This is a genomic window from Novipirellula galeiformis (genome assembly GCF_007860095.1).
Taxonomy (GTDB): Bacteria; Planctomycetota; Planctomycetia; order Pirellulales; family Pirellulaceae; genus Novipirellula; species Novipirellula galeiformis.
This window is the reverse complement of the sequence record NZ_SJPT01000010.1, coordinates 13,544-25,251: the sequence shown is the minus strand read 5'-3', so window position 1 is coordinate 25,251 and position 11,708 is coordinate 13,544. Positions and strand designations below refer to the sequence as shown.

The 11,708-nt window shown below is 56.5% G+C and carries 8 protein-coding genes; 5 read left to right on the top strand and 3 right to left on the bottom strand.

All coding sequences use genetic code 11. The features are described 5' to 3' along the window. Positions 1-432: 432 nt before the first annotated feature. The 3 genes from Pla52o_RS22260 (at position 433) to Pla52o_RS22250 (ending at position 4,850) form a co-directional block, all read left to right on the top strand. Positions 433-1,356 carry an alpha/beta fold hydrolase gene (locus tag Pla52o_RS22260; RefSeq protein WP_146596849.1) on the top strand — a complete coding sequence of 308 codons (924 nt, stop codon included), beginning with the start codon at positions 433-435 and terminating at the stop codon, positions 1,354-1,356. Beyond that, positions 1,346-2,197 (top strand): triphosphoribosyl-dephospho-CoA synthase, encoded by an 852-nt coding sequence (locus Pla52o_RS22255; RefSeq protein ID WP_146596848.1) that lies wholly within the window; start codon positions 1,346-1,348, stop codon positions 2,195-2,197. The genes Pla52o_RS22260 and Pla52o_RS22255 overlap by 11 nt, the downstream gene beginning before the upstream one ends. A 529-nt stretch (positions 2,198-2,726) precedes the next feature. Then, complete coding sequence (locus tag Pla52o_RS22250; protein WP_146596847.1) at positions 2,727-4,850, top strand: hypothetical protein; 2,124 nt, start codon at positions 2,727-2,729, stop codon at positions 4,848-4,850. A 353-nt stretch (positions 4,851-5,203) separates the two neighbouring features. Here Pla52o_RS22250 and Pla52o_RS22245 read toward each other — a convergent pair whose 3' ends face one another. The 3 genes from Pla52o_RS22245 to Pla52o_RS22235 form a co-directional block, all read right to left on the bottom strand. Next, the gene (locus tag Pla52o_RS22245; protein ID WP_146596846.1) at positions 5,204-6,568 is read right to left on the bottom strand and encodes an acetylxylan esterase; all 1,365 of its coding nucleotides are present in this window, start codon (positions 6,566-6,568) and stop codon (positions 5,204-5,206) included. A gap of 461 nt (positions 6,569-7,029) precedes the next feature. After that, complete coding sequence (locus tag Pla52o_RS22240) at positions 7,030-8,412, bottom strand: neutral/alkaline non-lysosomal ceramidase N-terminal domain-containing protein (RefSeq protein ID WP_146596845.1); 1,383 nt, start codon at positions 8,410-8,412, stop codon at positions 7,030-7,032. After that, positions 8,412-9,527, bottom strand: a complete 1,116-nt coding sequence (locus Pla52o_RS22235; RefSeq protein ID WP_197169433.1) for an alpha/beta hydrolase — start codon at positions 9,525-9,527, stop codon at positions 8,412-8,414. Before Pla52o_RS22235 ends, Pla52o_RS22240 begins: the two co-directional genes overlap by 1 nt. 346 nt (positions 9,528-9,873) lie before the next feature. Between Pla52o_RS22235 and Pla52o_RS22230 the strand changes: the two genes are divergently transcribed. Both Pla52o_RS22230 and rarD read left to right on the top strand, forming a co-directional pair. Continuing rightward, positions 9,874-10,350 carry a hypothetical protein gene (locus Pla52o_RS22230; RefSeq protein WP_146596843.1) on the top strand — a complete coding sequence of 159 codons (477 nt, stop codon included), beginning with the start codon at positions 9,874-9,876 and terminating at the stop codon, positions 10,348-10,350. Positions 10,351-10,624: 274 nt separating this feature from the next. Beyond that, positions 10,625-11,581: an EamA family transporter RarD gene (gene rarD / locus Pla52o_RS22225; protein WP_231612560.1), complete on the top strand. Its 957-nt coding sequence runs from the start codon at positions 10,625-10,627 to the stop codon at positions 11,579-11,581. The last annotated feature ends 127 nt before the right edge of the window (positions 11,582-11,708 follow it).

The window sequence follows — 11,708 nt, the reverse complement described above, 5'->3', positions numbered from 1 at the left end:
AAGCGACGAAATGCGCTGGAGAAACAGCGAGCGGCCCAGCGCCGTACCACTACCCAAAACACCCCGTCAATGTCCGCCCCGATCGTATGGGGCGTTAGGCAGTTGTTTTGCCCAGACGAGATGCGGCTCGGTTGGCGAGGGGCTAAGCGTGAGCTCGATCTGCGGAGTTGTTAATGCATGTCGCCATTGGGGGCCTCTCTGGCCGGGATGGGGACGGATTTCTGGCTCGGCAATCGTGCAGCTTTGAAAGCCGTGTGTTCGCTCTGTGGGTGGTCATTTCGGCCAAAATTGGCTGCGTTGACACGCGGGTCCAGAAAAGTTTGTCGGCGGGGACGCTACGTTGCCGCCGGTGATAGTTTGGCCCCGATTTAGTTTCCCGCTCGTGTTTCACGGGTGGTTCCCTAATTCGAGATTCTGAGCCACACTTTGGCAATGAAATCGATTGCTGAAGACCTGCTGCCTTATCAGTCAGGCGAATTGACTACTGGATCGCACACGCTGCGTTTTCTCGACGAAGGTGCCGGGGAGCAGACGCTATTATGCGTCCACGGAAACCCAACGTGGAGTTTCTATTGGCGGTCGATTGTCGAGCGATTTAGTGCGAGCCATCGGGTCGTCGCGGTGGATCATTTGGGCTGTGGCCGAAGCGACAAGCCGCCGCGAGGCATGCACATCGACAATGGCGAATTTCCCTATCGATTGTCGGATCACCGTGACAACTTAGTTCAATTGATTGACAGTCTGAATTTGAAACGAGTCACCCTGATTGCTCACGATTGGGGGGGGGCGATTGGTTTGTCGGCGATGTTGAAACGGACCGATCGACTCGAGCGGATCGTGCTGCTGAACACCGCTGCGTTTCCACCGCCGTATGTTCCTTGGCGGATTGCCGCCTGCCGAATCCCACTGCTCGGTAGCGCTGCGGTACGTGGTTTGAATGCGTTTGCCGGGGCAGCGATTACGATGGCCATGTCGCGGAACAAGTTGTCCAAGGATGCGGCTCGTGGATTGCTCGCTCCATATAATTCGTGGGCGAACCGTGTGGCCAACGACGCCTTTGTTCGCGATATCCCGATGTCCGACAAACACCCGACGATGGCGACGCTACGCCAACTCGAGGCCGATTTGCCCAAGCTCGCTGAACTGCCGTCGCTGTTGGTTTGGGGCATGAAAGATTGGTGCTTTCGGCCGGAATGCCTGCGGCGATTTCAACAGGTTTGGCCTCACGCCAAGACGGTCGAAATCGCGGATGCCGGGCACTATGTGATCGAGGACGCAAACGCAGAAGTGGTTTCCGCGATCGCCGCGTTCCTTCAGGACAGTGATAGCAAGGATTGCTATAGCGATGGTCAATGATCCACTTGGCGTGGTGCGATCGCAGGTGCGGTCGGTTGCCGATGCGGTTCGCTGGTCCCTCCTGTTGGAAGCGACCTCCCCGAAAGCAGGGAATGTGTTCCCGGGGCAATCGTTCGATGATTTGAGTTATGGTGACTTCGTCGTCGCCGCTGAGATTGCGGCCGAGGTGTTTGCGTCGCCGGGACGCCATTTCAGCGAAATGGTTCTCGGTGCGGTGCGGCAAACAAAATTGGCAACGGGCTCCAATGTTAACTTAGGCATTTTGTTGTTGATCGGTCCGATCGCGGAAGTCGCTCACCGCGATCTCGACTGCGATTTGCAAGCCGCCGTTGCTTCACTACTCGAAGCTCAGAACCAAGACGATGCCGCTTGTATCTTCGAGGCGATACGCAATGCCACCGCCGGTGGGCTAGGCGAAGTCGATGAGTTGGATGTGCGCGATCCGGCTACGTCGGGGGACGATTTGATTGCGGCGATGCGATTGGCGGCCGATCGGGATTCGGTAGCGTCTCAGTATGCCAATGGGTTCAAGGACTTATTTGAGCGCGTCGTGCCTCGTTTGGAAAAGGCCATCGACGCGAGCGGCGATATCCTGGGCGGGATCGCCGATGCGCACCTCGAGTTGCTCGCCAGCCAAACCGATACGTTGATCGCGCGTAAGTGCGGCGCAGCAGTGGCGGAGGAAGTGACGCGTCGGGCAAGCGAAGTCGACAAACTTGATCGCACGGCACGCCAGCAGTTCGACGCTTATTTGCGAAGTGACGGTAATCGTTTGAACCCGGGAACTACTGCCGATTTAATCGCCGCGGCGTTGTTCGTATTGCTCCTGCGGCTAGAGTGAGAACTCGCCGCTTGCTTCTCGGGGCGATGGAATGCTTGCTGGTAACGTCGCTAACGTCCGTTGCCTCGACGTTGAAGTTGATTGTGAAACTCGTCGTGAGCCAATCTCAGTGGCTTGATCAGCAACGCGTTACGACATCGCCAATGATGCATGCAATCAAAGTCATCACCCGAAGCAGAACTTTTGAAGTGGTGCTTTTGTATTTTAGCGGCAAGGCTTCGGAAGTTTATCTAGCCTGTTGAGCTTGTCATTACCCACACCTTCAGTCGCGATAGCGACGACAGCAGCGAGCACGATTTGCCTTCGTCGCTACCGCCACGAAGGCACTCCCCTTTCGGATCGGTTCTAGGGGGCTCGGCGATCAAAGCTGTGCGGTTACAAAGCTGTGCGGGTACAACGGCCCGCCCGATTTTCTCATTGAGTCCTGCGTCGCAATTGCGTTGTCGTTGTCGATTGGCGAGACGACTTGAGTACAATGGTCGTCGCGTCGATGTTTGAGCCCACTAACTGAATTGAAAAGACCATCTTCATGTTGTCGTTGAAATACCATCGTTTTCTCGCTCCATGCGCATTCGCCGCTTGTTTGCTACTCAGTAATGTCCCGGCGCTGAGCCAATCGGACCCGGCGAAGAGCGAATGGACGATTCGCACCATCGCGGGGACCGGGGAAGCCGGCTTCGATGGTGACGGGCCCGCCTTGGCGAAACAGCTCGACAACCCGTTCGGAGTGGTTCGTGGACCGGACGGTGCGATCTGGTTTTGCGAATATTCCGGACAACGCATTCGCCGCATCGATGCGACCGGCCAAATGGAAACGATCGCAGGCAATGGTCAAAAAGGATACTCCGGCGATGGCGGACCCGCGATCGACGCGACCTTCAACTTGCCGCATGAGATTCGCTTCGATGCCGCAGGCGATCTGTATGTCGTCGACATGGGGAATCATGCGATTCGCAAAATCGACATGAAATCGCGGACGATCTCGACGATCGCTGGAACAGGCGTTGCCGGATACGCCGGCGACGGCGGGCCAGCTCAGGCGGCTCAGCTAAACAAGCCACACAGTATTCAATTTGGTCCCGATCGTAATCTTTACGTTTGTGATATCGGTAACCACGTGGTTCGCAAAATTGACATGCAATCGGGCAAGATTGCGACGTTTGCCGGCACTGGGAAACCGGGCGCGACGCCCGATGGTTCGCCAATATCCGGCACGCCTCTGAAGGGCCCCCGCTCGATCGATTTTGATCAAGCCGGAGACCTCTGGCTTGCCACTCGCGAAGGCAACCAGGTCTTCAAGCTCGATAGGAAGACACAAACGATCCATCATCGCGCAGGGACGGGAGCAAAAGGTTTCACGGGGAATGGAGGTCCGGCGAAGCTAGCGACGTTGAATGGCCCCAAAGGAATTGCGATCGATGGTGACGGGAATGTTTGGCTCGCCGATACGGAAAGTCATTCGGTTCGGATGATCAACGCACGAACTGGCAATCTCGAGTTGATTGCCGGTACCGGCGAAAAAGGGGATGGCCCCGATGGCGACCCGCTGCGATGTAAACTGGCCCGACTGCATGGCATCTATGTCGATCATGATGGTTCCATTCTGATCGGCGACAGTGAAGCTCATCGCGTCCGCGTGTTGCAGAGGCAAACACCACGACGGATCGAGTTGGTTGCTGGCGGGGAGGTTGACGCGACCGAAGTCGACGCTCGTACCGCACGACTCTTCGAGCCCTACGGCGTCGCTTTTGACAAGATGGGATCGACGTGGATCATCGAGATGAGCCAGGGGAATCGGTTGCTGAAGATTGACCCGCAGGGCAGTCTGCATCACGTGGCGGGGCAGCGTGAGGCAGGTTTTTCAGGCGACGGTGGACTCGCGCTGAACGCACAATTCAACGGCCCCCACAATTTGGTCATCCGTCCTGAGGGCCAAATTTTGATCGCCGATACCTGGAATGGACGTATTCGCCAATTCGATCCGAGCACAGGCAAAATTGGAAGTTTGGCTGGTTTCGATGTCCCCAGCGAACGCGCCAGGAAGCGGGGAGCGTATTGCATCACCTTGGATTTCTCTGGCACAAAGCTACACGTTGCAGACCTTGGTCAAGTGCATGAAATCGATTTGACCACGGGCATCGCTCGCGTGGTCGCGGGCAATGGAACCAAGGGAGTGCCCGTTGACGGGACCTTGGCTACCGCATCACCGCTCGTCGATCCACGTGCGGCTGCAGCCGACCGACTCGGCAATCTTTACATCTTGGAGCGTGGCGGACATGCGTTACGAGTGGTCGATGCGGATGGCAAAATCAGAACCGTCGTGAACGCTGCTGGGACGCGGGGGAACAACGGTGATGGTGGCAACGCCTTGGCCGCGACGATGAACGGGCCAAAACATCTATGCATCGACAACGACAACCGCGTGATCATCGCCGATGCTGAGAATCACCTGATTCGTCGCTATGATCCGAGCACCGGGACGATCGAGCGAATCGCCGGAACCGGCGAAAAAGGCTCTCAGGGCGTTGGCGGTCCTCCCTTGGAATGCCAACTCAATCGCCCGCATGGCGTGACCGTTCATCCCGAAACGGGAGAGCTTTACATCACCGACAGCTACAACAATCGCGTGCTAAAGATCGTCACGGAGAAATGAAAACCCCAGAGCAAACGGTGTCATACCAAGCGAGTCACCCCAGTGCGCCGATGTCCCTGTTTAATGGTTTCTCAATCGCGACTGATCGTAGCGACTTTCGTGGGCGGCCAAGCAGAGCAGGGGAGAGGTGAACGTTCCCGCGGCGTTGCCCCGGAACACGGCACGCATCTGGCATCGATTCGGACCCGCCAGGCTTCTCATCGACGTCAGCGTTGAGAAGCCTGGAACGAATACATCAGCTAGCGCATTTACATCTTTGATGTAGCTGCCGTCGCGTTCGCGGTGGACCACGTTCTGGCGAACGCAGCAACTTTTTTTACCTACGACATTTCTCAAATTGCTCCAGCGGCGTCTTAGTTCGCCGCGGCTGCAGGCTGAGCTGCGTCCGCAGGTTGAAGCGTCACGTGCTCCAAGACACGATCAAAGAATGCTTTATGAATGTGCGACGGTGCGGCATGACCCATCTTGGGTTCATTGATCATCTGTTTTTCACCTAACAAAGCGTTGTAGGCGGCGTAGCAACTCGACGGTGGACAAGTCCCGTCGATGAATCCGACACTCATGATCGCTTCGGCACGGCAACGCGAAGCGAAGTTCACCGCGTCGACGTATCGCGAGGCCTGCAACGGCTTCGGTTCGGGCTTGCCATCGGCTCCACGCGGTACGAGCTTGGGCCAACCGTTGACCCGTCCCACGACTTCACCGGAGTGATCACAAATCGCTGGCACCCCGCTTGCAATCAAGGTGACGCGATCATCGAGTCCACCCGCTGCGAGCGCCTGGCCACCGCCCTGGCTATGCCCAATGACGACGACATCGCGGCCGTTCCACTCCGGTTGCGAAGTCAAAAAGTCGATCCCTCGCACCAGTCGTAAAAACATGCCACGAAAGTAAACGGTGTCGCGACTCTCGTTGCCGGCGTTTCGGTAACTCCGCAGTGGTCCGGCGCTCAATTCAGCGTAGTATGCGGCGGGTTTCCCGTTAGGAATGCCGTGGGCATTCATGTCCATGGATAACATCCCCGCAGCGGCACCTTTGACCGCGGTGCCGAGACCCGAGCTGCGGACACCGGCACCGTGCACCCACAAAATCGCTGGCAAGCTTTTGGGCTTGGCTTGTTTCGGTTTGCAAAAATAGCCCGATACTGGAGCCCCACCGAGACAAGGAACTTGAACGTCATAGGACGCGATGGAGTCGTTGGCCTGGTCGACGGGCGTCAGAGTTGCATCGGCCGGGACCTCGGCGAGTTGACGTTTTTGCTCGGCCCAATAGGCATCAAAGTCATCCGGGACGGGCATACTCGGTTCGATCTCTGTCACCGAAAAACCAGCGCCCACGGCGGCCTTGATCGGCTTGCCCTCGCTTGGCGTATAAGTCACTTGGCAGCGTAAAAATCCGGGCCGATCTGCTTTCACCACAATTCGCGCAGGTTCGCTACCTAACGCCAATTCTCCTGCGGGAAAACCGCCCGTTTTCCCGCTTTTCAGGAAATCGTCGATCACGTACGAGACCTTCCCTTCCTCGACCGCTTGTTTCCCGTTTTTCAGTGTTACGAGAAAGGTCGCCTCTTCACCCACCTTGTAGAGCGAATCCTCGTGATCGGTATCCACGCTCAGCACGAGTGAATCGGCAGCTTGTAGAACGCCGTACATCATTGATGCATGAACACATGCGATCAGTAATAAATAACGGCTGTAACGCAACGGAAGACAACGCATCGAGACTCTCTTTGAAATAGGGATGGAGGTAAGGAGGGATTTCGGAACGCGAATCGAAAACCATTCGCACCGAAAATAAACATGGGGAATGCATCACGCACCGAGAACCGCGGCCAGCGCAGTCACCGCGGTGCGGATTCCGGCTCTGGTTTTGATCCGGACGGGCAGCGAGTATAAGTTACCCGGCGGAACCGTGTGAGTCGCGTACGAGTTTAATCACAAAGATAAAACCGTGGCGTGCAAAAATAACGCGGGTATCAGGCGTAAGAATGAGGGGGGAGATACCTTCAATTAGCGAGCCGAGTGAGCGCCGTTTCCTCTGCGCCCGCTGCTGTCACGAGAGGGGCTCTCACCACGACATGTGCTACTCCACGCGGACACGCTCCGCCGCAATCTGTCCCTCCCCCCTCGCGCCGAAAGGCCAGATGGTCGCCGTGCGGTCGGTGCTATTCATTTGGCGATCACTTTGATGTGCCAAGCACTTCAACTCGCCGATGCACCTCATTGACGATGTCGTTTTCGATCGTGGGTGACCAAGGTGCTGGTAGCCCGAAATAGACCATCGCCCCGCCGCCTTCGTATCCCCCTTCGGCAAGCACGCGGCGCGACGGAATGTAGGCCATCACATCGTTAGCGTAACTGGCCACCCAGGTTTGACGGCCTTCCAATTCCGCTTTTAATCGTAATGCATAATCGACGACCACTTCTCCCCCGAGTGATACAAATTGGATTTCGTCGCCGATACTCCATACGCTGATGGGATACGGATGCGTTGGAGCGAGTGGTTTGCCGGCATCGAGTTGCTCCAAAAGTAGTTTAGCGCGTGCTACCTCATACTTGTTGGACGATTTTGAGTTTCGCTCGATCTCATCGCGTTGTGGTAGCGTTCCAAACGGCAAGTCAAGTTCAGCAAACGTGGTGCGTAGGGTTCCGGATACGGGATGCATCTGAGAGGTCAAGAGCACGGAGTCGACTGCGGTGGCAAGTCGTTTGCCGTAGTGCCTCGCTAACTCGACCGTTCGTCGCGGCAGTGGATTTTGATCGGCCCCACAACCTGCGAAGAACAACGCGACGCAGTCCGGATGATTTTCTTCTAACTCCATTTGAGCGAACCCGGGATAGTCGCCCGACCACAAATTCAGACTCAACACCGTCGCATGACAGGCGTATCCAAACAAAACCGCCGTCAATTTTCCCTCCGCGTTGTGTGCGGCCAGCACCGGGACATCGTGGTCCACGGGGCCTCTCAATGTGCCGTCGACTCGGGCCTGTGGCACTTTTGACTCTGGCACATTCTCGCGGCGATTGACCGCAAACGTCGACGTACCGCTGCCCCATGCCAACTGGCTTGGTGCAAGTTTGCCAATGGCTTCTTCTGTTACCGCTACGATCTTCGGATGCAAGGTGGCGACCCACGCCTCGACCGCTTGATGTTGTTTCTTAGGCAGCGTGTCATAGAGCACCGAAACCGGTTCTCGGCCGACAACGGGCCCGGTATGGGTGTGGGAGGTGCAAATGACGATCTGGTCTCGTGACAAACCATGCTTGGCCTTCAATGAATCACAGACCGCTTCGGTCAACCGGCGATCGATGCCCACCAAGTCCAACGTCAATACGACGCAGCGATGCCCTTCGCCATCCTGGATCACCAACGCCTTGGCCCACAGTTCGGTAAGTTTGCCTTCGGCTGGACTCTCTCGTGAAGCATAACCCGCCATCGCGATGGGCTCGTCGGGCGTGATGACCTTCTTCGCTGCTCCCACCTTCCACGTCAACTCTGCGGCCGATCCAACCGCGGCAAACATGACCACGATGATCCCCACCAAACTTAGACTTCGTTGCATCACTTCGCTCCTTGTGTTTTGGAATCATTCGGAGTGTGTTGTAAAACACGATCGATCACTCGATAGGCTTCCTGACGCATTTCGGTTGGGAAGTCATGTTCACAATCAGGCGTCAATAAAACAAGCTCGTCGCGAGCCTTGAACAGCGAATAGATGGTGCCTGCGACTGGAATTGCCTTGCGCACGCCGTTGACATCAAAGTTGGAATCGTGAATTGGCGAGACGGAGACAAAGGTCCGCGGCGCCAAGGCTGCCACCAACTCATAGAAATCAAAGGGAACCTTGTCGGGGTTCAAATCATAGTCATCGCGAAGCTTGGGCATGTAACGATCGCTCGTCCATCCCTTGATGTCGCCGCCATAGTAATCATGGAACGGGCACCATCCGCAACTCGAAACGATGACTTTGACTCGTTCGTCAAAGACGCCCAAAAAGATTGCATTGTGTCCGCCAAGCGAATGCCCAATGGCGCCAATCCGTTCGGGATCGACAAACGAAAGTTTGGAAACAAAGTCGATACAGCGGCGATGATTGAAAATTCCTTTCATCGTTCCCGAGACGTACGCGTCAGCTGCGAAATCATATTGGTTGTATTGACCAAATGACGGATAATCCGGGGCCACCACGACGTAGCCGCGTTGGGCGAGCTCAATCGCATATTGCCGACCCGGTCTGCCCCCTTCGCCTGCGACGATCCGCTTACCGGCGGCACCGGTGGGATGAAGTGCGATTACGGCGGGTAACTTCGACGACCCAATGGATTTTTGCATTCTCGTTAGATCAAAATCGTCGGCGACCGATGACGGAAGATAGAGATCGAGCGGTAAGCGATCGGTGCCGTCGACTGCGATCGTCATCGTGATTCGTCGCACGTCGCCCAAACGCACATCTTCATTCGGCTTGGGGGCAAAGTCGGGCAGGTTTTCAAACGTCGGCATTGGACCCATTGCTAACTCTGCACCCGCGATGATTTGTTTTCGTCGCGCAGCCCAGTCGTCGGTCGTCTGAATCGGACGCACCGTTCCCTCGGTGTCGCTGAAAACGCTCAAGTCGGAATGGCGGACTTCGGTGGATGCGTTCGTGTTGTCATCGCCAACGGTGTCAGAGGTTCGCACCGTCCCGTCGATCAGCAGCAACAAAATCAGAGCGAAAATGAACCTGGATGGCGAGTTAACCCTCAAGAGAGTCGCCGAATGAGATTGACTTCGAATCAACATGCTGGAGTTCCCAGGGGTGAGAATCAAAAGGGGCGAGAGCGGTGGATTATAGCGTAGTCCGATGCCCCCTGGGGCGTGAAACATTTGCCCTTGTGAATCCAGACGAGGTGAATCAGGATAGCGCCGCGAGACGTCAAGGATGGACGCGTGAGATACACTCCAACCGGAACCGCGTCATAGCGGATTTGACAGACGGAATTTGACAGACGGAAACGTAGTCGTACACGCAAACAACGAAAGAGACATGGCGAAGCAGCAGCGAGACCGCGAAGACTTACTGCGTGATGGACACCAAATGACCTCTCGTGGCGAGACGACGATCGATGCGATCGCGGTGACAGTCGGCTTCCGCGCTGGGGGGCAGGCCAGTTTGTATTGTGGTGCCGACCCGGTCTTTCAATTCAATGCTCAGCACCAATTGCGGCGAGTGTACTTTGCGAACGAACGCTTCGCCGCTGAATCGGGACGCTTGGTTCGCCTGGATCGCGAACAGCTCGGGGGCAAGGTCCAGTTCGTTCGCTGCGAAGTCCCGCCCACCGATGTGCAGGCGATACTCGCATCGCTTCGTGGGTGGATCGATATTTTGCGTGCCGCTGCGTCGAGCGACGGCACCGCTTGGCGAGTGGCGGACGAGCCTAGCGAACGGTTCATTGTGCAGCTGCGAGAGTGGATGGATCGACTACCCCAATCGATTGCCATTGCCGCAGGCCCCGGGGCCTAAACAAAGCGGGGGACTTCTCAATTCGATGACGCCGCTAACGCATGGGGGCACGCTAGCAATCGTCCAATGCTAATTGCCGCCACGCGGCAACCATCGACGCGGGGGTGACGCCCGTATTGGTAGCCTTTTTGATCGCCCGCAGCGAGCGTCAAGTGGGCGGATCTCAACCGCAAACGGTCATTTGAGAACGTTGCTGCACTGTCCCCCTCTGCCTCTTCGGTGTTGGACGTTATGGTTTTGATTCGATTGTTCCGTCCATCCATTGAGTAATGTTTTGAACGCGCCTGTTGCTTCGACTGCTTCCTCGACGTTTGATCTGCGTTTTGGGTTCGGCTGCGCCATCGCTGCCCACACCCTGTGGGGGCTGTTTCCGATCTTCTGGAGGCAACTCAATCACATTGATGCAATGGAATTGGTTTGGCACCGAGTTCTGTGGTCCTTTGTGCTGCTGACGATCATCATTCCGCTGCTGCTTCGCAAGGGAAACCTCGGTGGCTTTCGCGAGTTCGCAAACGCGCTTGGCAACCCTCGCGTTTGGGCGATCTATTCCCTGGCCGCCGGGTTGATTGCGATTAATTGGTTCACGTTCATTTGGGCCGTCAACAACCATCGGGTTCTCGAGGCGTCGCTGGGGTACTACATCAACCCTCTCTTGAATGTCACGCTCGGCGTACTTGTCCTTGGGGAGCGGCTCGGACGCATTCAGTGGTGCGCGGTGATGGTGGCTGCGGTTGGCGTTTTGGTGATGTCAATCGCCGGGGGTGGGGTACCGTGGATCTCGTTGACGATGGCATCCTCGTTTGCGTTTTACGCGTTGATCAAAGCCAAGGCTGGCTTGCCTGCCGTTCTGGGACTGTGGTTCGAGATGGCTGTCTTGTTCTTGCCCGCCCTGTTTTTTATCTCGTCCAAGGTGATGGTTGGCGAAAGTGCGTTGGATGGTTCGCCCCTCACAGTAAAGGCGATGCTGGTGTCAGCCGGATTGGTGACCATTTCACCGTTATTGCTGTTCGCCGCGGCGGTGCGACGAGTCAGCCTTTCGACCATCGGCATCCTCCAATATATCGGCCCTACGCTTCAGTTTGTCGTCGGTGCGTTTGTCTTCGGCGAAGCGTTGGATCAATGGCGAATTATTGGGTTTGCATTCGTATGGGCAGGCTTGGTGATCTATCTGCTCAGCCCAACGATCCGGCGGCGTTTTGGGCCTCATCCGGTCCCCTGTACCAGCAACTAACGCGAGTGCACGCGTTTCATTGACGTGCAAGTGAATTCGGTCAGGATTTGTGCTAACTGTGTGCCCCCCCCGGTGGTCTTTGGCATCGCCGTCACTTTCCGTATCCGACGCGTTATCGCTGCGGGAG

What these genes read in the sequence shown, in the direction of transcription:
- Pla52o_RS22260 (WP_146596849.1), top strand. Translation starts at nt 433, where the DNA reads ATGAAATCGATTGCTGAAGACCTGCTGCCTTATCAGTCAGGCGAATTG.
- Pla52o_RS22255 (WP_146596848.1), top strand. Translation starts at nt 1,346, where the DNA reads ATGGTCAATGATCCACTTGGCGTGGTGCGATCGCAGGTGCGGTCGGTT.
- Pla52o_RS22250 (WP_146596847.1), top strand. Translation starts at nt 2,727, where the DNA reads ATGTTGTCGTTGAAATACCATCGTTTTCTCGCTCCATGCGCATTCGCC.
- Pla52o_RS22245 (WP_146596846.1), bottom strand. Translation starts at nt 6,568, where the DNA reads ATGCGTTGTCTTCCGTTGCGTTACAGCCGTTATTTATTACTGATCGCA.
- Pla52o_RS22240 (WP_146596845.1), bottom strand. Translation starts at nt 8,412, where the DNA reads ATGCAACGAAGTCTAAGTTTGGTGGGGATCATCGTGGTCATGTTTGCC.
- Pla52o_RS22230 (WP_146596843.1), top strand. Translation starts at nt 9,874, where the DNA reads ATGGCGAAGCAGCAGCGAGACCGCGAAGACTTACTGCGTGATGGACAC.